This is a genomic window from Microbacterium hanjuni, from assembly GCF_043556395.1.
GTDB lineage: Bacteria > Actinomycetota > Actinomycetes > Actinomycetales > Microbacteriaceae > Microbacterium.
This window is the reverse complement of record NZ_JBIGIK010000002.1, coordinates 68,883-88,332: the sequence shown is the minus strand read 5'-3', so window position 1 is coordinate 88,332 and position 19,450 is coordinate 68,883. Positions and strand designations below refer to the sequence as shown.

21 protein-coding genes are annotated in these 19,450 nt (G+C 71.0%); 8 read left to right on the top strand and 13 right to left on the bottom strand.

The genetic code is table 11. The annotated features are described in order from the left end of the window. Positions 1-23: 23 nt before the first annotated feature. Together ACFXP5_RS08145 and ACFXP5_RS08140 are read right to left on the bottom strand one after the other, a co-directional pair. Positions 24-947 carry an SDR family oxidoreductase gene (locus tag ACFXP5_RS08145; protein ID WP_394544251.1) on the bottom strand — a complete coding sequence of 308 codons (924 nt, stop codon included), beginning with the start codon at positions 945-947 and terminating at the stop codon, positions 24-26. A gap of 110 nt (positions 948-1,057) precedes the next feature. Next, positions 1,058-1,897: a helix-turn-helix transcriptional regulator gene (locus ACFXP5_RS08140; protein ID WP_394544250.1), complete on the bottom strand. Its 840-nt coding sequence runs from the start codon at positions 1,895-1,897 to the stop codon at positions 1,058-1,060. A gap of 135 nt (positions 1,898-2,032) precedes the next feature. Here ACFXP5_RS08140 and ACFXP5_RS08135 point away from each other — a divergent pair, with 135 nt between their 5' ends. Further along, positions 2,033-2,428, top strand: a complete 396-nt coding sequence (locus ACFXP5_RS08135) for a VOC family protein (protein ID WP_394544249.1) — start codon at positions 2,033-2,035, stop codon at positions 2,426-2,428. Between the two features lie 10 nt (positions 2,429-2,438). Here the strand turns inward: ACFXP5_RS08135 and ACFXP5_RS08130 are convergent, their stop codons facing one another. Further along, a complete protein-coding gene (locus ACFXP5_RS08130; protein WP_394544248.1) occupies positions 2,439-3,269 on the bottom strand; it encodes an alpha/beta hydrolase in 831 nt (276 codons plus the stop codon). A 95-nt stretch (positions 3,270-3,364) separates the two neighbouring features. Next, entirely contained in the window at positions 3,365-4,990 is a 1,626-nt protein-coding gene (locus ACFXP5_RS08125; RefSeq protein ID WP_394544247.1) for a RecQ family ATP-dependent DNA helicase, read from the bottom strand. A gap of 105 nt (positions 4,991-5,095) precedes the next feature. Between ACFXP5_RS08125 and ACFXP5_RS08120 the strand changes: the two genes are divergently transcribed. From ACFXP5_RS08120 to ACFXP5_RS08095, 6 genes are all read left to right on the top strand, one after another. Further along, entirely contained in the window at positions 5,096-6,010 is a 915-nt protein-coding gene (locus ACFXP5_RS08120) for a DMT family transporter (protein WP_394544246.1), read from the top strand. A 9-nt stretch (positions 6,011-6,019) separates the two neighbouring features. Beyond that, a complete protein-coding gene (locus tag ACFXP5_RS08115) occupies positions 6,020-6,463 on the top strand; it encodes a GNAT family N-acetyltransferase (protein WP_394527680.1) in 444 nt (147 codons plus the stop codon). A gap of 80 nt (positions 6,464-6,543) precedes the next feature. Beyond that, on the top strand, positions 6,544-6,984 hold the full coding sequence (locus ACFXP5_RS08110) for a hypothetical protein (RefSeq protein ID WP_394544245.1): 441 nt from the start codon (positions 6,544-6,546) through the stop codon (positions 6,982-6,984). Between the two features lie 18 nt (positions 6,985-7,002). Continuing rightward, positions 7,003-8,340 (top strand): hypothetical protein, encoded by a 1,338-nt coding sequence (locus tag ACFXP5_RS08105; protein ID WP_394544244.1) that lies wholly within the window; start codon positions 7,003-7,005, stop codon positions 8,338-8,340. 70 nt (positions 8,341-8,410) lie between these two features. Beyond that, positions 8,411-10,999, top strand: coding sequence for a DUF4062 domain-containing protein (locus ACFXP5_RS08100; protein WP_394544243.1), 2,589 nt, complete (start codon positions 8,411-8,413; stop codon positions 10,997-10,999). Then, a complete protein-coding gene (locus ACFXP5_RS08095) occupies positions 10,986-11,825 on the top strand; it encodes a hypothetical protein (RefSeq protein WP_394544242.1) in 840 nt (279 codons plus the stop codon). Before ACFXP5_RS08100 ends, ACFXP5_RS08095 begins: the two co-directional genes overlap by 14 nt. A gap of 9 nt (positions 11,826-11,834) precedes the next feature. Here the strand turns inward: ACFXP5_RS08095 and ACFXP5_RS08090 are convergent, their stop codons facing one another. Together ACFXP5_RS08090 and ACFXP5_RS08085 are read right to left on the bottom strand one after the other, a co-directional pair. Further along, positions 11,835-12,056, bottom strand: a complete 222-nt coding sequence (locus ACFXP5_RS08090) for a hypothetical protein (RefSeq protein ID WP_394527675.1) — start codon at positions 12,054-12,056, stop codon at positions 11,835-11,837. Positions 12,057-12,083: 27 nt separating this feature from the next. Then, a complete protein-coding gene (locus ACFXP5_RS08085; protein ID WP_394544241.1) occupies positions 12,084-13,121 on the bottom strand; it encodes a hypothetical protein in 1,038 nt (345 codons plus the stop codon). Between the two features lie 58 nt (positions 13,122-13,179). On the opposite strand from ACFXP5_RS08085, the gene ACFXP5_RS08080 reads away from it, so the two are divergent. Then, positions 13,180-14,013, top strand: a complete 834-nt coding sequence (locus ACFXP5_RS08080; protein ID WP_394544240.1) for a siderophore-interacting protein — start codon at positions 13,180-13,182, stop codon at positions 14,011-14,013. A gap of 9 nt (positions 14,014-14,022) precedes the next feature. Here ACFXP5_RS08080 and ACFXP5_RS08075 read toward each other — a convergent pair whose 3' ends face one another. The 7 genes from ACFXP5_RS08075 to mobA form a co-directional block, all read right to left on the bottom strand. After that, positions 14,023-14,439, bottom strand: a complete 417-nt coding sequence (locus ACFXP5_RS08075; RefSeq protein ID WP_394544239.1) for a VOC family protein — start codon at positions 14,437-14,439, stop codon at positions 14,023-14,025. 44 nt (positions 14,440-14,483) lie between these two features. After that, a complete protein-coding gene (locus ACFXP5_RS08070) occupies positions 14,484-15,455 on the bottom strand; it encodes a DNA-3-methyladenine glycosylase family protein (RefSeq protein ID WP_394544238.1) in 972 nt (323 codons plus the stop codon). A gap of 52 nt (positions 15,456-15,507) precedes the next feature. Then, entirely contained in the window at positions 15,508-16,170 is a 663-nt protein-coding gene (locus tag ACFXP5_RS08065) for a M23 family metallopeptidase (protein WP_394544237.1), read from the bottom strand. Positions 16,171-16,198: 28 nt separating this feature from the next. Further along, positions 16,199-16,906 carry a winged helix-turn-helix domain-containing protein gene (locus ACFXP5_RS08060; RefSeq protein WP_394527669.1) on the bottom strand — a complete coding sequence of 236 codons (708 nt, stop codon included), beginning with the start codon at positions 16,904-16,906 and terminating at the stop codon, positions 16,199-16,201. 355 nt (positions 16,907-17,261) lie between these two features. Next, a complete protein-coding gene (locus ACFXP5_RS08055) occupies positions 17,262-18,494 on the bottom strand; it encodes a molybdopterin molybdotransferase MoeA (protein ID WP_394544236.1) in 1,233 nt (410 codons plus the stop codon). After that, positions 18,491-18,775, bottom strand: a complete 285-nt coding sequence (locus ACFXP5_RS08050; protein WP_394527667.1) for a DUF6457 domain-containing protein — start codon at positions 18,773-18,775, stop codon at positions 18,491-18,493. The genes ACFXP5_RS08055 and ACFXP5_RS08050 overlap by 4 nt, the downstream gene beginning before the upstream one ends. Beyond that, a complete protein-coding gene (mobA, locus tag ACFXP5_RS08045; protein ID WP_394544235.1) occupies positions 18,772-19,419 on the bottom strand; it encodes a molybdenum cofactor guanylyltransferase in 648 nt (215 codons plus the stop codon). Before mobA ends, ACFXP5_RS08050 begins: the two co-directional genes overlap by 4 nt. Positions 19,420-19,450: the final 31 nt, after the last annotated feature.

Below are 19,450 nucleotides of genomic sequence, written 5' to 3'. Positions count from 1 at the left end.
TCCGCCCGATCGAGGCCTGACCGTCACGGCGTGACCCGGACGCCCACGAGATCCTCCGAGGCGTCCCACAGGCGCCGGGCGTCGTCCATGTCCTGCATCGGCGTCCACAGCTTCACCTCGGTCGGCGGCCCTCCGATCAGGCGGCGAGGTCCGTAGAACTGGTCGCCGCGCGCGTCGGGAAGGGTGGCCGCCATCAGCGCCGGCAGAGCGGCGCTGTCGACCGTTCCGGCGATCCCGAGCCGGGACAGGAGGGTGATGAGACGGCGTTCGCGCTTCGCATCGGGGCGGCCCAGCTCCGGCTGAGCGGCCAGCAGGTTCGTGGGCGAGATACCGGGATGCGCCAGGTTGCTGCTGATGCCCCACCCCGCCGCCCGGCTGCGCGCCTCGAGCTCCCGCGCGAAGAGGGCCACCGCGATCTTCGACTGCGTATACGCCTTCATCACGTCGTAGGAGCGTTCCTGATTGAGGTCGTCCCACAGGATCTCGCCGGTGCGGGCGGCGATGCTGGTCTGGTGCGTCACCCTCGCCTTCCCTTCCCGGAGCAGCGGCAGGAGGCCTAGGGTCAGCGCGAAGTGTCCGAGGTGGTTCGTGCCGAACTGCAGTTCGAATCCGTCGCGCGTCTCCTGGCGCTCGGGGGGCGTCATCACGCCGGCGTTGTTGACGAGCAGATCGATCGGGCGGCCTTCCCCGACCAGCTCGTCCGCCAGAGCGGCGACGGATTCGAGCGACGCGAGGTCGAGCTGGCTGGTGCTGAGCCGCGCTCCCGGCACCGCGGCGCGGATCCGGTCCGCTGCGGCGACCCCCTTGGCGGCCGAGCGGACGGGCATGATCACCTCCGCGCCGGAAGCGGCGAGACGGGTGGCGATGACATGTCCGATGCCGTCGCTGGCGCCCGTGACCACAGCCAGGCGTCCGGTCAGATCGGGAAGGATGCGCTCGCGTGCCATGGTGTGCTCCTGAGAATGTCGAGGAAGAAGGCGGGTGCCTGGAACTCATGCTCGACCCGCGGCCGACGAATATTCAGGGCCTGACGATCCATGGATGCTGGAGCCACCCCTCAGACGACCGAGGACGCGCCGATCACGGCGAGCAACTGCAGCTTGTCGTAGCTCTCGCTCCCGGGGACAGCCGTGTAGACCAGCAGGCGATGCGACTGCTCGGGATCCAGCAGGGTCTGGCACTCGAGCTCGAGGGCGCCGACCTCCGGGTGATGGAAACGCTTGACATCCCTCGGGCGCAGCCCGACCTCGTGGGTGGCCCACAGCATCCGGAATTCCTCGCTCCGCCCCTCGAGGAGGTGAGCGAGCTGCGCTGCCCGCGAGCCGGGTCCGCGCAGCGTGACGACTTCGCGCAATCCCGCGACGTAGACGCGGGAAAGATGGTCGCGTTCCTCGGGCGGGTACGGCGCGCGGAGGGAGGGGTCGGTGAACCAGCGGTACCCGAGGCTGCGCGCCGGCCCGGTGCGCAGGGCCGCGTCACCGGTGAGAGCGACGCCGAGCGGCGACTGCCGAAGCGTCTCGCCCACCTCGCTGATGATCTCGGCCGGCGTATCGTGCAGGCGATCGAGGATGCGCAGCAGCCCCGGGCTGATGTGATCGCCCGCGGCTCCGCGCGGCGGGGGATTGTGGCCCGCCAGGCGGAAGAGGTGATCGCGCTCGACGAGCGAGAGGTGGAGCCCCTGGGTGATCGACGCCATCATCTGCTCCGACGGCTGCGGCCCCGTGCCCCGCTCTAGGCGCGCGTAGTAGTCGGTCGACATGTGGCAGAGCGCCGCGACCTCTTCGCGGCGAAGGCCCGTCGTGCGCCGCCGCTGCCCGCGTGAGAGGCCCACGTCCTCCGGTTGCAGCGACTCCCGTCGGTGACGCAGGAAGGTGGCCAATCCGACGCGATCGATCATCTCGTCCTTTCGCGCCGGGGGATCGGCGGCACTCCCTCGTTCTTAGCGGAGCGGCGCCGGAAGAGCCACGGTTTGTCGATCCACCCCTGCGCACCGGGCCTGGCCCGTGGCGGTGGGCTGGCCTAGGGTCGCGGCATGACCGGTCTCGTGCCGTACCTGAAATTCGCCCACCGTGCGCGTGAGGCGCTGAGCTCCTACCGCGATGTCTTCGGCGGCGAGCTCGACCTGCACACCTACTCCGACTTCGGGCGTTCCGACGGCCCGCCCGACGCGATCGCCCACGGGATGCTCCACGGACTCGTGTCCCTCGCCGGCGCGGACGCCACGGCTGATGAGGCGGCGTTGCACCTCCGAGGAATCTCTTTCTCCCTCCTCGGCACCGCCGACCCGGCGACCCTTGAGGGCTGGTTCGCCGAGCTCTCGAAGGGTGGCACCGACATCGACCCCCTGCAGGGGCGGCCGTGGGGGGCGCACGACGGCGAGGTCACCGATCGTTTCGGGGTGAGGTGGCTGATCGGCTACGAGGAGTGACCGCCGCGCTTCACGCGGGAACCGCCAGCGCCCTGGCGAGGAACGAGAGCGTTCCCTCGATCGCCTCGTCGGTGTAGCCCTCCGCGTGCGCGTGCCCGGGGATCAGTTGCAGCGTGCTCGCGACACCCACCGCGGCGAGGGCGCGCTGCATCGCCATCGGGTCGGCGATCGGCACGAACTCGTCGAGCGAGTTGGCGAAGTACACCGGCCCGCTGCTTGCCGTGGCATGTTGCGTCGTGGATGCGGCCGCCAGTCGGCTGCGGTCCCCGCCGACCTCCTCCAGGATCACCCAGCGGAGGAAGGCATCGTCGGGCCCGGTCTGGTTGATGTCGGCGCTGCGCATCGCGTCGAGATCCTGCTGGGTGGGCTCGGCGGCGATCGAGCCGTCGGTCTCGGTGATGAAGTGTTCGAGGTCGAAGATGCCCGACCAGCTCACCGCCGGTCGGCCCGTCGCGATGGCAGCCTCCACCGCGAGGTTGCCGCCCGCCGAGCCGCCCACGAACGCGAGGCGCTCGCGGTCGTACTGCACGCCCGATGTCATCGCCCAGACCGCCGCGGCCAACACGTCGTCGCGGCTCGCCGGGAAGGGGTCACGGGGCGCGAGGCGGTAGTTCGGTACGAACACGACGTACCCCTCATCGACGAGGCGCGTCGCGAGACTCGCCTCCTTGCTCTTGTCGCCGCGGAACCAGCCGCCGCCGTGGATCAACACGATCGCGGGGCGCGCAGCATCCGTGTCCTCATCGACGTCGCGACGGTAGACGTCGAGGAGGAGGGGGGATCCCCCGACCGCCGCATACCGGACGTCTGTGTCGGTCGGGGAAAGCAGTGGCTCGCTCATGGGGCAGCTCCTCGCGCGGTTCGGGTACTCCGATGCTCGCCATACGGTGGTGCGAATGCCTCCGTCATCCGTCGGGAACTGCCTCGACACCGGACTCAGCGGCCGAGCACACCCGTCTCCGCGATGACGGCGAGGGACAGCACCTTGTAGCCCTGACTTTCGAAGAACACGGTGATGCGGTCATCGTCCACCTCCATCACCGTTCCCTCGCCCCAGACCCGATGCTGCACGCGGTCATCGACGGCGAAACCGCCGTGCGCCGCAGTATCCGCCGCCCCGGCGTCTTCGTAGGCCGAGCCTCCGGCGCAGGTGTCGCAATTGCCGCAGGGCTCGGCGGGTTCCTGACCGAAGTATCCGAGCAGTGCCTGTCGGCGGCACCGCCGGGTCTCGGCGTAGGCGCGCAGCATGTCGATGCGCGACCGGTCGATCCGTTCGCGATCCTCCGCCCGCTCGAGGGCGGCGGCGACTGCGACCGCAGGGTCGATGTCCGGCCGCAGCGCGACCACGCCGCCCTCCAGACGCGCGGCGGCGGTGTCCACCAGCAGGGTCAGCAGCGCCGTGAGCCGCCGCGGCGTCACCTCGGCCGCATCCGCGAGATCGGCGGGCGCGCGGGCACCCTCGCCGAGCGCGGCGACGATGCGGCGAAGCTCCGCCTCCCCCGGGGGCTTGGTCGCGAAGTACCGACGGAGCGCCAGGTCTTCGGGGCGGTAGTGCAGCGTCGCCGTGGCGGGCATCCCGTCACGGCCCGCGCGACCGAGCTCCTGGTAATAGGCGTCGATCGAATCGGGAACATCGGCGTGCACCACGAACCGCACGTGGGGTTTGTCGATGCCCATCCCGAACGCGGAGGTGGCCACGACCACGTCGACATCGTCGACGTGGAAGAGCTCGTGCACCCGGCGCCGCTCTGCGGCGGGCAGGCCGCCGTGGTACGCCGCGCTGCGCACACCCCGGGCGGCGAGCTCGGCGGCGTACCACTCGGCGTCGCGCCGGGTGGAGGTGTAGAGCAGGCCGGGTCCGGTCAGGCCCGTCACCTGCGCGAGCACCGCCTGGCGCTTGTCGTGGTCTTCACCGTGCCGACTCACGCCGAGCGTGATGTTGGGTCGGTCGACGTCGCCGATGAGCACCGCAGCATCCGGGGCGAGAGCGAGGCGTTCGATGATCTCCTCGCGCACGGGGGTGGATGCCGTCGCCGTGAGGGCGACGATCGGGGGGCGCCCGAGCCGCTCGGCCACCGCACCGAGCAGCAGGTAGTCGGGGCGGAAGTCGTGCCCCCACGAGGCGATGCAATGCGCTTCGTCGACCACGAGCAGCGACACTTCCAGCTCGGCGAGCCCGGCGATGACCTCCGGCTTGGCGAGCTGCTCGGGGGCGAGCAGCACGAACTCGGCCTCGCCCTCGCGCATGCGTCGCCACGCCTCGCGCCGGGATGCTTCGCCGCGCGTGGAGTTCAGCACGACCCCCTCCGGTGCGTCGGGTGCTTCCTGCAACCGCACCAGCTGGTCCTCCTGGAGCGCGATGAGCGGCGATACGACGACGCTCAGCCCTGGGCGGAGGGTCGCGGCGATCTGGTAGACCGCGGACTTTCCCGATCCCGTCGCCCACACCGCCAGCACGTCGCGGCCCTCGACGGCCGCGTCGATGGCTTCCACCTGCACGTCGCGCAACTGCTCGATGCCGTACGACTCGCGGGCGACGCGCTGGATCCGCTCTCGATTCACCCCTCCAGTTCATCGCATTTCGACGCGGTGGGGGCGGTCCACGCGATCGGCGGTGGTACGCCCGCCCCGCCCGCGGCGCACGAGGCGGTCGTCCACACTCGGGGGATGGCCCTCGCATCCCGCTCCCGTCCTTCCCACCGCGCCGGATTGGGGTGGGGGATGCTGGGGGTCACCGCGTTCTCGTTCACGATGCCCTTCACCCGCATCGCCGTGGAGACGCTCTCCCCTCTGTTCGTCGGTGCCGGGCGCGCCGTCGTCGCGGCGGTGCTCGCTGCCGCCGCACTCGCGATCGCGCGGCAGCATCCCCCCACCGGCATGCAGTGGGCCCGCCTGGCCGTGGTCGCGGCGGGAGTCGTCGTCGGCTTCCCCGTGCTGACCTCGCTCGCCCTGACCACCTCGACCGCGAGCCACGGCGCGGTGGTCATCGCGCTCCTCCCGGCGGCCACCGCCGTCGCCACGGTCCTGCGCACCGGTGAGCGCCCTCGAGCGTCGTTCTGGGCGGCGGCCGCCCTCGGCGCGGTCGCTGCGATCGTGTTCGCGACGCTGAACGGCGGTGGGTTCGCGCTCGAGTCTGCCGACCTCCTTCTTCTCGGCGCCGTCGTTGCGGCGGCGATCGGCTATGCGGAGGGAGGGATGCTGGCGCGCGAGCTGGGGGCGTGGCAGACCGTCTCGTGGGCCCTGGTGCTGGCCCTCCCGGTGATGGCTGCGCTGACGCTCTCGTCGGCGTTGGTCGAGCCCCCCACCGCCCCGCTCGAGGGGTGGCTCGCGTTCGCCTACCTGTCGGTGGTGAGCATGTTCCTCGGCTTCATCGCCTGGTACCGCGGCCTCGCGATCGGGCCGATGGCACGGGTCAGCCAGGTGCAGCTGATCCAGCCGGTGCTCTCGATCGCGTGGGCGGCGCTGCTCCTGCGCGAGCAGGTCACCCTCCTGACCGTGCTCGGCGGCCTTGCCGTCATCGCCTGCGCGGGGCTCGCCGTGCGATCGCGGACGCCGGCGCCGACCGCGCTCTCACCCCGCTAGCGTCGAGGGGTGTCTTCCACCTTCCATCGCTCCGCCGTCGCCGAGATCGCGCCGCTCGCGCTGTACCGCATCCTCTGGCTGCGCGTGTCGGTGTTCGTCGTCGAGCAGGACGCCGCCTACCCCGAGATCGACGGTCGCGACATCGAACCCGGCGCCGAGCTGTTGTGGGCGGAGCAGGACGGTGAGGTCATCTCGACACTCCGGGTGCTGGCTGAGGCTGCGGCGATGCGGATCGGCCGCGTGGCCACGGCGGCGTCCGCCCGCGGCGAGGGGGTGGCAGCCGAGCTGATGCGGCGCGCCGTCGCGCGGTGCGAAGAACGCGAGCCCGGTCTGCCGATCGTGCTCGACGCCCAGGCCCACCTGGCCGGGTGGTACGCGCGCTTCGGCTTCGAGGTCGCGGGCGAGCCGTTCGCGGAGGACGGGATCCCCCATCTTCCGATGAGACGCGCCTGACAAGTGCGCGGTGGTTCGCGCTGGATAGGATGTGCACGAACGATCGTGCATCCTCGGCCGACCGCCGCGCGACTGCCGGTGTGACGGGGGGCAACGTGGTGTGGCTGAAAGCGGCGATCGTGGCGATCGTGGTCCTGGGGATCGGGTGGCTGTTCTTCTCGCCGTCGACGGTCACGGTCGGCGCTGACCAAACCGTGTCCTGCCGCCCGCTCGGCTGGGAGATGCCGGGTGCGGTATCGGTGCACGGATACGACAGCACGACGAACGGTGGCGCCGAGGCCATCGAGACGTCGCTGGAGAGCCTGGGCGAATCGGCCGACGAAGAACAGGAAGCGCGCTTCCGTGAACGCGCCGAGGCGGGGCTGCTCGCGGCCTGCGGCGACGCGCGCACCAACCGGTTCGCCTCGATCGTGCTCGTGATGGGGGCGAGCCTCGCGGTGCTCATCGTCTATCGCACCCGCGGGAACCGGAACGAGGCCGTGGTTGCTCCGCCCTCACCTGTCACGACGTCGGCCGACTAACCAAGAAGGAGTGCCGCTATGGCGAGCTACGACGAGTTCAGCACCCTGGTCGGCCAGATCAAGCGATCGGCGATCGATCTGTTCATGAAGGACGAGGGCTACGACCTCATGGGCGGGGAGTACGTCAACGGCAACCGCGGCTCGGACCTGAAGGTCAGCCGCCCCGGTGCCGACGGAGAGGGCGGCGGGGACTGGTCGGTCGACGACTTCCTCATCGAGTGGCTGCAGAACGAGAGCAAGGACGCCTACTTCCAGGAGTCCTTCGCCAACATCCGCGCAAGCGTCGACGCCATCGTCGAACCCTGGACCGATCTTCCCGACCCCGCCGACGTGGAACCCATCGTGGAGACGTGCCGCCAGGTGACCCGCCGTCTCGCAGCGGGCGGGAGTACGAGCGACGGGGCGGCCAGCGGCGGCGGACCGCTCGCGGGTACCCTCTCGCTCATCGAGCAGAACCTGAACGCGATGTCCGGCCAGGCGATCGCGGCGTTCAAGGACAAGTTCTTGGCGCAGCTCGGCCTCGCCGTCAGCGGCTATCACGCGATCTCCATCGCCCGCGGCGTCAACGTCGCGTCGCAGCAAGGGTTGTGGCAGGCAGCGCGCGATGACGTCGCGGCGATCCTGCAGACAGCGACGCAGAAGATCGACGCGGCGGTGGACGCCGGCTCCGTCGACTGGAACCAGGTGCTCACGGTGGTCGGTTGGGCCGCGAAGGGTCTGAGCATCTTCGCCTCGGGCGGGGCGACGCTGCCCCTTCAGGTGGCCGGTCTCGGTATCGAGATCCTGAAGGACCCGCCCACCGGGGGCAACGAGGTCGACAAGTCCTTCGGCGACTACGCCGGCGCCATGGACACCTTGCAGGGCATGCTGCAGGGCCTCTCGGACCGCATCGCCGCTGAAGAACAGGCGATCATCGACAACATCACCAAGAACCTGGCGAACATCCGCGCGGACACCTCGTCGTACGACCTGAGTCCTCCCTCGGTCTCGGGTCAGGACGAGGTCATCGCGATCAATCCGCCGTTGATCGAGGAGATCACCGGAACCTACATGCCGAGCGTCAAGAGCGAGCTCGACAGCATCGCCAGCCTGGCACTCGGATGCACGACCAGTGCCGCCGTCTCCCGCGACCCTTCCATCGGGGTGGGGGTCTACGGGCCGAGCTACACGCTCTACGACCTCACCGTCATGCTGTACGAGCTGATCAAGAATCTCAGCTGGGAGGTCGAGCTGGGGGCGCAGATCCTGCACCTCGTCGTCGGCGACTTCGAGCTCGCCGAACAACAGCGTCTCGATGAGCTGGACCGACTCAACGAGGCCATCGCCGCGGGCAGCTCGTACGACCCCTGGGACTGACGCCGCCGGGTTTCGCGTGGGTCCGCTCCCCGATTAGACGTGCGCGGTCGCGTGGGTCCACACTGCTCCTATGGACACGTCGACAGACATGATCCGCACACCCGACCAGCGCATTCGAGTCTTCGTCAGCTCCACGCTCCGTGAGCTCGAGCCCGAACGGGCCGCCGCGCGCGCTGCGATCGAATCGTTGCGGCTCGCGCCGGTGATGTTCGAGCTCGGCGCCCGCCCCCACCCGCCGCGCTCGCTCTACCGCTCGTACCTCGCGCAGAGCGACATCTTCGTCGGTATCTACGGCGAACAGTACGGCTGGGTCGCGCCGGACGAGGACGTCTCGGGCCTCGAAGACGAATATTCGCTGTCCGAGGGGATGCCGCGCCTCGTCTACCTCCGTCGCGGCGGGGGAGAGCGCGCGCCGCGGCTGCGGGAGCTCCTGGACCGCATCCGTTCCGACGACAAGACCTCGTATCGGTCGTTCGACACCCCGGCAGAACTTCAGGCGCTGCTGACGGATGATCTTGCCGTGCTGATGGCCGAGCGGTTCGGCGCCTCGTCTCGTACGGCTGTCGGCACCCCCGCGGCCTCCTCGTCGATTCCCGCCTCTTTCAGCTCGCTGGTCGGCCGCGAACGTGAGCTGGGCGCGGTACTCGAGCTGTTGGACGCCCCTGGAGTCCGGCTGGTCACCATCGTCGGGCCCGGCGGCATCGGCAAGTCGCGGTTGTCGATCGCTGCCGCCGACGCGCTCGCGGCGAAAGGACGCGAGGTCGCATTCGTTCTCCTCGAGGCGCTGTCCGCTCCGTCGCAGGTCGTGCCCGAGATCGCCCGCGTGCTCGGAGTCCGCGACACCGGCGGTGAGCGACTCCAGGACAAACTCGTCGCAGCACTCGCCGGGCGAGACCTGGTGCTCGTCGTGGACAACATGGAGCACCTGCTCGCAGCATCCGACGACCTCGTTCATCTCATCACCGCCCTACCGCGCCTGCAGGTGCTCGTGACGAGTCGCTCCCCTTTGCGCGTACGCGCGGAGCGCATCTTCGAACTCGGTGCGCTCACCGTGCCGTCCGCGGACGCCGACACGGACGACGCGGAAGCGGCGAGCGCGGTGGAGCTCTTCGTCCAGAGAGCCCAGGCCGTGCGCCCGGATTTCGGCATCACGAAGGACAACTGCGCGGCCGTCGCGGGGATCGTCCGCGCTGTCGACGGTGTTCCGCTGGCGATCGAGCTGGCGGCCGCGCGTACCCGAACCATGACGCCTCCCGAATTGCTCGCACGACTCGATTCCGCGCTGACGCTGCTCGTCGGCGGCGCACGGGACCTGCCCGTCCGCCAGCAGGCGCTGCGCAGCACGATCGAGTGGAGTGTGCGACTCCTCGATCGCGAGGCGGCCGCGGCGTTCGACGCGATCGCCGTGTTCCGCGGGCCGTTCTCGCTCGCTGCTGCCGAGGCTGTTCTCGCGGAGGGGATTGCGACGCAGGACGGCGACCTCGTCCAGGTCGACGCGCTCGGCGTCTTGGACGCGCTCATGGACGCGAGCCTGCTGCGGCGGTTCGAGCGAGGAGGAGAACTCGTCTTCGGTACCCTCGCGGTCGTCCACGCCTACGCGCTCCAGCGCGCCCCGATCGATACGGCTGCCACCGAGCGGTGGGCGCAGTACTACATCGCGTTCGCGCGAACGATCGACGACCATCTGCGCGGCGTCGAGCAGGTGCCCTTCCTCGCACGGCTCACTGCGGAGACGGAGAACCATGCCGCCGTCGAGCGGTACCTTCTGGACACGAAGCACCTCGACGCCGCCGCAGAGTTCGCTTGGTCGATGTACATGCCGCTGTGGATCGGCGGCCGGCTCGGGTTGGTGCGGGCGTGGATGGCCGAACTCATGGAGGTGGCCGAGCAGAGCGGCATCGAGCTCGCGCCGCGCACCGAGGCCATCGCCCTCTACTACACCCGGGCGATCGCCTTCTGGCAGGACCCGGACATCGATGTGGTGCCCGGTCTTGCTCGGAGCGTCGCCCTGTTCGACGAGGTGGGAGACCCGGCCGGCGCCGGGCTGGCGGGCTTGTCGCTCGGACTCGCGCACCTCTCGGTCCGGCCCGCACCGGACGTCGAGGCAGCGAGAGGCGATCTGGAGGCGAGCCTCACCCACTTCCGCGTCGCGCACGACGTCTGGGGGGAGGCGATGGCACAGGTGGCCCTCGGCCGTCTCGACCTGGCGATGGGCCAGCCGGCGCGAGCGGCCGAGCGTCTCGACACCAGCGTGCGCGAAGCCGCCTCGGAGGGGGAACTGCTCGGTCGTGCCATCGCGCAGCACAACCGCGGGTGGCCGAGCTTCCTCGCCGGAGACATCGACGCGGCAGAAGCCGACTTCGCCGAGGCGCTCGACATCTCGCTCGAACTGGGCCATGACGAGGGCGTCGTCTACGGCCTCGACGGACTTCTCGGCGTGGCCGCGGCGCGCGGCCAGGCGGAGTCGGTGGGGCTGCTGAGCGGCGCGGTGGCTCGGCTGCGCCGCCGCACCGGCCTCGTGAACGAGGCGGGCTTCACCCCCCAGTCCGCAGCCGTCGAGGCGCTGCGCGCAGCGGGCGGGGCGGCTGTGATCGACGAGGCCGCCGTGCGCGGCGAGCAGATGCCTCTCGCGAAAGTGCTCGAGCATGTCCGGGGCTGACGAGAAGCTGCCGAGCACCGTGCTGCCGGCGACCAGGATCGTCGCCGTCATCATCATCCCGTTCCTCGCCGGCGCAGTCTTCCTGCTCTTCGGCTTCCCTCGTCGATCGGGCGAACTCTTCGCCTGGCAGATCGACCCCCCGCTGACGGCCTACCTCCTCGCCTCGGCGTACGTCGGTGGCATCTGGTTCTTCGTCCGCGTGGCGCGCGAGCGGCGGTGGCACCGCGTGAGACACGGCTTCCCCGCGGTGACCGTGTTCGCGGGCGCTCTGCTGGTGTCCACGCTCATCCACCTCGACAAGTTCTCCTCGAACATCTTCTTCTTCACGTGGCTCGCCTTGTACGCGACCACCCCTTTCGCTGTCGCCCTGCTGGCCTGGTTGCAGCGGGGGGACGACGACGGCCTCCCCGATCCGGCCGATACGCGCGTGCCGCGACCTCTTCGCGCGGGAGTGATCGTCGTGGGGACCCTCGCTCTCCTGACGGGCGCCATCCTCTTCGTCGCCCCGCAGCTGGTGATCCCGGTGTGGGCGTGGACGATCACGCCGCTGACCGCTCAGGTGGTCGGCACCGTGCTGAGTCTCACGGGTGTCGTGGCGTGGGGGATGCTGCGCGATGACCGGTGGAGTGCGTTCCGCATCCTGTTCCAATCGCAGCTGATCAGCCTCGCCGCGATCGTCGCGTCGCTCGTCGTCGCGCACGGCGACCTGTTGTGGGATCGTCCCGCCGCCTACGGCTTCATCGCACTCGTCGGGTTCGCGGTCATCGGCTACGGCGCGCTCACGATCGCCATGGAGCGGCGCGCCCGCCGAGGGATCGGGCGATAGGGCGGGCTGCTAGAGCTGGATGCCGTGGTCGTCGTCGTTGACGCCGACGTTACGACCGCGCCACGACTCGTAGGCGATGAGCCAGCCGATCGAGATCACGGCGCCCAGCACGATGCCGAGCCAGACGTTGCCGAAGATGAGTCCGAACAGCACTCCGAGTGCGAGCACGAGCACCGTGCCGAGCAGCCAATGGGTGCGGCCGCGGGGCCAGCCGGTGCGAGGTTCGCTCATGCGCTCAGCCTATCCGCGGCAGCTGTGTCATCGTTCCGACAGATGATCCAGAACGGATGCCTGCACCTCGGGATCGGGGAAGACATGGCGGACGTCCTCCGAACCGAGACGGGCGGCGGCGTTGCGGACGGCGCCGATGACCGCGGCCGTGCGCCCGGCGGTGATCGCGTCGGGGTGCACGTAGGACGCACGAGCGACGACGGGGGTGTTGCCGAGCAGCCGGGCGGCGGCGTCGTAGGGGAGCAGGTCGGCGCTGCGCCGCGAGGAAGGCGCGGGGAAGGTCGCACCGGCGGTGACGGCGGCCGCGACCACGGTCGCCCCCCAGGTGCGGAACGCCTTCGCTGATCCGGCGACCCCGCCGTGGGTGTGGATGAAGGAGTTGACCGTCGCGCTGTCCACGCGGCGCCAGAGCGGCGGATCCTCCGTCGCGAACAGCGCGCCGTCGGGCGGGCCGAGCTGAGCTCGCAGTTCTCGGAGCACCGCGGTGGCGGCAGCATCCTCGACTTCCAGATGCAGCGCCAGATGCTCCTTGCCCACGAAATCGAAGACGGCCGTGTCGCCGACGAGGGTGACCTGATCGCGGCGCAGAGTCGTGAGGCCGTAGGTGTGGTTGTCGCGGGCGTAGCGATCGTTGCCGACGCGGAAGAGCCCGCGGTCGAGCAGACGCACGACGACGGCCGTGGCCCGCTGCCCGGCGACGCCGCCGCCGAGATCGGCTTCGACCGCCTCGCGCAGCACCGGCAGCGCGCCGGCGAACTGCAGCAGGTGGTGGAACTTGTTCTCCGAGGCCGCCGCCACGGCAGCCTCGGAATACCGGTACTGCGTGCGGCCGCGGGCGTCGACACCGGTGGCCTGGAGGGCGGCGTCGGGATCGGTCGCCGCCCAGACGTGCGTCCACGCGGGAGGGATGCGCAAGCGGTCGAGCCGATCGAGCACCGCGGGGTCGGTGACCGGGTCGCCGACCTCGTCCGCCCAACGGCGGCCGTGCGCGGAAAGACGGTGCAGGCCCGGTGGGCGCACGATGTGGCGGACGTGCGCCGCCGGCGGGACGGGGGCGTCGGGCATTCCTCGAGGGTACCGAGCCATTCGTTAGGGTGAGGGGACCCTAACCCGGAGGAATGAGATGGCCCGGACGAATGCGACCCCGGCGCGGGTGAAGCCCGCCGAGAGCCGCCTCCTCACCTTGCACGTGGTGCGCCGGGAGCAGATCTCGCCCACTTTCGCGCGCGTGACACTCGGTGGCGGGGACATCGACCAGTTCCGCCCGATGGGTTTCGACCAGTGGTTCCGCTTGTTCCTGCCGGTCTCGGAGACGTCGCTGTCGCGGCTGCCCGGGAGGCTCGACGCCCTCTCCTATCTCCGCTACCTCACCATCGCCAAGACCGAGCGGCCGGTGCTGCGCAACTACACGGTGCGCGCCCACCGCGCAGAGGGGATCAGCGGCGCCGAGATCGACGTCGACTTCGTGCTGCACCGCTCGGCGGTCGACGGATCGTCGGGTCCCGCAGCATCCTGGGCCGACGGCTGCGCGCGCGGCGACGCCGTCGCCCTCCTCGACGAGGGGATCACGTTCACCCCCGCCCCCGAGGTCGCAGACCGCGTCGAAGTGGTGGCGGACGAGACGGCCCTCCCCGCCGTCGCGGGCATTCTGGCGTCGCTCCCGCCCACCGTCACCGGACGCGCCTTCATCGAGATCCCCCACGCCGACGACCGGCAGGACCTCGCCGGTCCGGTCGGGGTCGAGATCGTCTGGGTCGTCCGGGACGAGCCGGCGGCCATCCCGGGGCAGGCCGTGCTGAAGGCTGCCACCCTGGCGGATGCCCCCGTCGCGCCGACCTACTTCTGGGTGGCGGGTGAGCAGGCGATGTGCGCCGCGCTGCGGCGGCACTGGATCGCGGCGGGCGTCGCCAAATCGGCGATCAGCTTCACGGGCTACTGGAAGCACACCGCGCACTGACGGGCTTGGTCACCCCTCGCCGGGGGCGATCGAGACCATCCAGGCGATGCCGAAGCGGTCGGTGAGCATGCCGAACCGGCCGCCCCACGGCGGCGATTCGAGGGGCATGGCGACGGTGCCGCCGTCGGCGAGGGCGTTCCACCACCGTTCCAGCTGCTCCTCTTCGTCGCCGCTGATCGAAATGGAGAAGCCGGCAGCGGGCTGCCACGGCATCGAGCTCGGTGTGTCGGAGGCCATGAGCGTGAACCCGCTCGGCGTCTCGAGTTGCGCGTGCATGACCAGGTCGTTCTCCGCCGGATCCTGGCCCATGTCGTAAGCCGCGAACGTATCGATCGTCAGCTCTCCACCGAACACGTCGCGATAGAACTCCATCGCGTCGCGCGCGGTGTTGTGGAACGAGAGATACGGATTCAAGGTCGTGGACATGCCGACAGTGTCCCGTGGGTGGAGCAGCCCCGCAAGAGCCCGGATCAGCGGTCGCGGTGGTCTTCCGGATGCAGCCGCGGGCCTCGACGAGGCTCGATCCGACCGCTCGCGTACAGCAGCCGGATCGCCCGCTGGCGGTGGCCCGCCCAGGGCGCGAGCAGCTCCAGCATCCCGTCGTCATCGACCCGCGACCCGGTGAGGGCGTACCCGACGTGGTGGGCGAGGTGGTAGTCGCCGACGCTCACCGCATCGGGGTCGCCGAAGGCGCGGATACGGGTCTCGGCCGAGGTCCAGGGCCCGATCCGGCGCAGGCTCGTGAACAGGCGTTCGCGCTCGATCCCGTCGCTCGCCCGCGTCGTGGCGCGCACGATCGACTCGCCGTGCCGAGCCGCTTCAACGATCGTGCGCGATTGCGGCGGCTCGAGTCCCGCGCGGTGCCACGCCCACGACGGCACGTGCCGCCACTGCTCGATCGTCGGCGGCGCGAACATCGGTTTCGGGGTCGGACCGGGCGCGCGCTCGCCGTACCAGGTCACGATGCGGCGCCACGCCCCGAAGGCCTGCAGCCCGGTGACCTTCTGCTCGATGATCGCGCTGACGAGCGCGTCGAACACGAGGTCGGTGCGCCCGATACGTAGGCCGGGGTGGCGGTGATGCGCTTCCTCGATGAGCGGGTGCACGCTCGCGTCGAAGCCCGAAGGGTCATCGTCGGCACCGCAGAGCGCCGGCACCTGGCCCAGCGCCCAGTCTGCCCCGGGCCCCCACGCTGCCGCGCGCACGACCCCGCCGGGCCCTTCACGCAGAGCCAGCGTCGCGACACCGTCGGGAGTGCGGCTCGCACGCCAGATGATGCCACCGGCCGTGGTCATGGTCGGATCGCCGGAGCCGTGGCGTTGCGGCAGGACGGCGCGGAAGAGGTCGAGCGGATGCTGGGGGCGGTACTCGCTCTCGCGCGGTCGCGTCGCCACGGGGCGGGGATCGCGGGTGATCCGCGCGCGCTCCCCGATCGACCTCATGCGGCCACTTTACGTCGGGGGCTGGACACGGGGCGCGGTCAGGGCGCGGGGCTCAGGGCCGCGGGGGGACGCGGACGATCTCGGATTCGCCGGGGAGTTCGAATCCCTGCGCCGTTGCGAAGGCGAGGGGGATCCCGCGTGAACGCGGCCAATCGATGCTGTCGGTGACCTGCACGTGCACGTGCGGCTGCGTGCTGTTGCCCGAGTTGCCGCACTCGCCGATCGGCTGGGCCGTGGCGACCTGCTCGCCGACCGCTACGCCCACCGACCCTTCCCGCAGGTGCGCGACGAGGACGAAGGGTCCGCCTTCGCCGAGGGCGACGACCACGTGGTTGCCCGCGATAGCGCCGGGGCCGGCCGCGATCCGCCGAGGCTGCGCGGCGAGGTAGGCGAGGAGGGCGGGCTGCGAGCGCCGCGCTTCATGATCGTGCTCGCCGTCGTGGGCGATCACCACCGTCCCGGCGCTCGGGGACAGCACGCTCGCCCCGAACCCGATGAAGTCCTCGGGGGGCTCGGTCGACAGTGCTGCCCGCCACCGCCACGGCGCCGAGCGCCCGCGCGCGTCGACCGGGATGAAGTCGATCGCGTAGGTCGTGCCCATGAGGTGCGTGCCGTGACTCGGAACGCGTCTCGCGGGGCTGTTGCGGGCGCGGAAGCTGCCGGCGAGCGGGTAGTCGAGCACGACCGGACCGTCGCTCGGGGGGACGCCATCCACAGCTCGTCCGCCTCCGAGCACGCGCCGCTCAGAACCGGTCGGGGGAGGGGGTGCCGTGGCCGTAGCGGATCGAGACGTCGGCGTGCCGGTCGAAGCGGTAGCCGACCCCGCGCACGGTGCGCACGATGTCCTCGTATGCGCCGAGCTTCGCCCGCAGTCGGCGCACGTGCACGTCGATCGTGCGCTCGCCGGGTGCGTCGTCATCGGTCGCCGCGTCCCAGAGCGACGACACGAGCTCGGCGCGCTCGATCGTGCGACCCTCGCGCAGCACGAGGTACTGCAGCAGCTCGAACTCCTTGAAGGTGAAGGCGGCTGATTCGCCGTCCAGCAGCACCCGCTTGCGCGAGATGTCGACGACCACCCCGCCGGGCGCGCGGTCCTGGTCTTCGGCGTCGTCCTTCGTGCGGGCGATCGCCGAGGGCTCGTGCAGAGCGAGGCGCACGACGTCCACGTCGCGGCCGCCGGCGCCGACCGGAGCGAGAGCCACCGTGGCGTATGTCTCGGCAGCGGGGGCGAGGTCGGCGAGGGTCCGGCGCAGGGCGTCGACCAGGACACCGAGGCTCACGCCGGCGGAGGCTGCGGTGGTCTCGTCGATGCCGACGTAGAGGGCGAAGCCGCGCGGCGTGCTCCCGGCGGGGAGGGCGGGGCGAGCCGCAGGCGCCGGAGCGTCTTTCGGCAGCGCGCGGAGGTGGCGGGAGGGAGCGGTCGGGCGTTCGAGGAGAGCGGTGTTCGACATGGGAACGGGAGTCCTTGCGTGAGAACCCGGAAGAGATGTGCGGGTTCGAATGTGCGGGGCGGCCCGCGGGGGCCGGTGGCAAGACGATCGGGTACGCGTGATCGACGCGATCACCGATGTCTCGGGGGACGACGCTCGACGATCAGAAGCGGAGCGGGGTCCCGGCGGAGGTCACCGAGTCAGCGACACATTCGACAGCACATGACAACGCGGCCGGCCATCATGCCGGCAGTCCCGTTCGCCTCCACGGCGGACAAGGAGCGTGCGAAGTCAGTCATGCGCTGATTATTTCCGAAAGCGTCGCCCGGAGTCAACTCCGCGGGCGATCTCCCAACAATAGCGTCAGGCAGCGCCCCTACCGGTGAGGGGGGATCAGCTCGGTACGCCAGGGGAGCGGCAGAACGGATGCTTCGGTCGTACCTGCCGATTCGAGCACGAGCAGGCCGTCGGCCGCGGCGAGCCCGCGCAGCATGGCGGCACCGGTCCAGCCGGTCGGTCGGGCGCCTTCGGGTCCGGCCGTGAAGGGCACGATGTCGGCGCCCCCCGCTCGCCCGGAGTGGCGCCGATCCGCGGCGAGGTCGACCGGAACGGTCGGTAGCGGCTCGAGCACCCGCCCGGCGAGCCCGACCAGCAAGGGGGCGCCCACGAGCAGGAGTCCGACCATCGCGGCGAGGGGGTTGCCCGGCAGTGCCAGCACGAAGCGACCGTCCGGGAGTTCGGCGAGGACCGTCGGAGCTCCGGGGCGCACGGCGAGGCCGTCGATGATCAAGCGAGCGCCGAGGTCATCGAGCGCTCGGCGGACGTGATCGACCTCCGAGCCGCCGGTCCCCCCCGTCGTGCAGACCAGTGGTTCAGGACCGACCAGGTGTTCCTCGATCGCGCCCAGGTCGTCGCCGAGCCGTGAGGTGGTCGTCGGGCGGGCCCCCAGCATCCGTAGCAAGGGGGGAAGGGTCGGGCCGAAACTGTCACGCACCTCGCCGGGGCGGGGGCGGCCCGACACCACGACCTCGTCGCCGGTGAGCACGAGGGCGACGGGCGGGGTGGCGGCGACCCGCACCGCGTCGAGACCGCAGGCGGCGGCCAGCGCCACCTGCGCGGGGTTGAGCTGCACTCCCGCAGCGACGAGCGTCTCGCCTCGGTGGGCTTCCGCCCCGGCACGCCGCACGTGCTTACCCTCGGCCGCCTCGCTGTCGGGCGTGCCGGGATGCAGGCGCAGCCGGCCGTGCTCGCCGCCCCCGTCTTCCGATGCGCGTTCACTACGCACCACGGCGGTGGCGCCCGGCGGGATCTGCTGGCCGGTGACGACACGACGCGCGAACCCGGGAGCGAGCGGGGGCGCCAGCATCCGATCGTCCGATGACATGTCGAGGCGCCACGGCCCGGTGCCCGAGACCGCCCAGCCGTCCATCGCGGAGGAGTCGAAGTGGGGGAGCGGTTCCGGCGCGACGACATCGGCGGCCAGCCAGCGTCCGGAGGCGTCGAGCAAGGCGACGTGCTCGGGGGCGAGCGCCGCCGCGGTGCCCGCCGCGTGAGCCAGCGCGCGCGCTCGGGTCCAGGGCGTGGCGAGCGCGCGCTCGTCACGGGTCATTCTTCGGAGCGCTCCGCCGCGAAGTCGTCGATCAGCACGGCGGTGGCGCGGCGCACGGATTCGTAGGCCTCGTCGGCGTCGATCCCGTCGGCCGCGAGCAGGCCGGCGGCGAATCCCACGATGTACGTCGTGACGGGCGCCGCGGGGCGCACCACCGAGTGCGCGGCCTGGCCGGCGAGGGCGAGGACGGCGTTAGCGTCGACGACCGCGGGGTCGATGCCGAGGCCGGTGGTGAGGCGTCGCGTCCACTCGGCGACCAGGGCCTGGTTGTCATCGGTCATGGGGTGCTGCCTTTCCGCTCGGGGGCGTAGCCGAAGCGGACGGCGTCGTCCGTCGTGTCGATGTCATCCGCCGAGCCCTCGGGCAGCGGCACGCCGACGAGGTCGAGGGGAGCGAGGAGTGTGCGCATCGAGGCGTCGATGAGGCCGGTCGATCCGCCGGCGCGCTCGACCGCTTCCGAAAGCGCCCCCGTACGGGCGAGGAGCAGCAGCTGTTGGCGGCGGCCGTCCGCGTCGACCCCGATGAATCCGTCGCGGGGGTCCGGTTCGCGCGATGCTTCGCCGACGAGCGCGTCGAGTGCGTCACCGAGCATCGGCATGTCGCAGGCGACCACCAGGGCGAAGGGGCTGTCGGCACCGAGACGCTGGATGCCAGCGGCCACCGCTGCGGCAGGACCGGAGAACGGGGGATCCTCACGCTCGAAAGCTACACCGTCGCCGAGACCGGTGAGGGGCCCGCCCATGACCAGGATGCGTCGCGCCCCGCGTTCGCGCACCGCGGCCACGGTCGCCGCCAGCAGCGAGCGACCGTCGCGCATCAATCGCGCCTTGTCCTGGCCCAGGCGGGTGGAGCGGCCGCCGCTCAGCACGATCGCGTCGAAGAGCACCGGGTACCTGGCCCCAACGGGGCCCCTCTCCAGCGACACGTCTGACTCGAGCTCCTGTTCTGCGATCAGG

Coding starts and splice junctions, on each gene's coding strand:
- ACFXP5_RS08145 (WP_394544251.1), bottom strand. CDS start 947: ATGGCACGCGAGCGCATCCTTCCCGATCTGACCGGACGCCTGGCTGTG.
- ACFXP5_RS08140 (WP_394544250.1), bottom strand. CDS start 1,897: ATGATCGATCGCGTCGGATTGGCCACCTTCCTGCGTCACCGACGGGAG.
- ACFXP5_RS08135 (WP_394544249.1), top strand. CDS start 2,033: ATGACCGGTCTCGTGCCGTACCTGAAATTCGCCCACCGTGCGCGTGAG.
- ACFXP5_RS08130 (WP_394544248.1), bottom strand. CDS start 3,269: ATGAGCGAGCCACTGCTTTCCCCGACCGACACAGACGTCCGGTATGCG.
- ACFXP5_RS08120 (WP_394544246.1), top strand. CDS start 5,096: ATGGCCCTCGCATCCCGCTCCCGTCCTTCCCACCGCGCCGGATTGGGG.
- ACFXP5_RS08105 (WP_394544244.1), top strand. CDS start 7,003: ATGGCGAGCTACGACGAGTTCAGCACCCTGGTCGGCCAGATCAAGCGA.
- ACFXP5_RS08100 (WP_394544243.1), top strand. CDS start 8,411: ATGGACACGTCGACAGACATGATCCGCACACCCGACCAGCGCATTCGA.
- ACFXP5_RS08095 (WP_394544242.1), top strand. CDS start 10,986: ATGTCCGGGGCTGACGAGAAGCTGCCGAGCACCGTGCTGCCGGCGACC.
- ACFXP5_RS08090 (WP_394527675.1), bottom strand. CDS start 12,056: ATGAGCGAACCTCGCACCGGCTGGCCCCGCGGCCGCACCCATTGGCTG.
- ACFXP5_RS08085 (WP_394544241.1), bottom strand. CDS start 13,121: ATGCCCGACGCCCCCGTCCCGCCGGCGGCGCACGTCCGCCACATCGTG.
- ACFXP5_RS08080 (WP_394544240.1), top strand. CDS start 13,180: ATGGCCCGGACGAATGCGACCCCGGCGCGGGTGAAGCCCGCCGAGAGC.
- ACFXP5_RS08075 (WP_394544239.1), bottom strand. CDS start 14,439: ATGTCCACGACCTTGAATCCGTATCTCTCGTTCCACAACACCGCGCGC.
- ACFXP5_RS08070 (WP_394544238.1), bottom strand. CDS start 15,455: ATGAGGTCGATCGGGGAGCGCGCGCGGATCACCCGCGATCCCCGCCCC.
- ACFXP5_RS08060 (WP_394527669.1), bottom strand. CDS start 16,906: ATGTCGAACACCGCTCTCCTCGAACGCCCGACCGCTCCCTCCCGCCAC.
- ACFXP5_RS08055 (WP_394544236.1), bottom strand. CDS start 18,494: ATGACCCGTGACGAGCGCGCGCTCGCCACGCCCTGGACCCGAGCGCGC.
- ACFXP5_RS08050 (WP_394527667.1), bottom strand. CDS start 18,775: ATGACCGATGACAACCAGGCCCTGGTCGCCGAGTGGACGCGACGCCTC.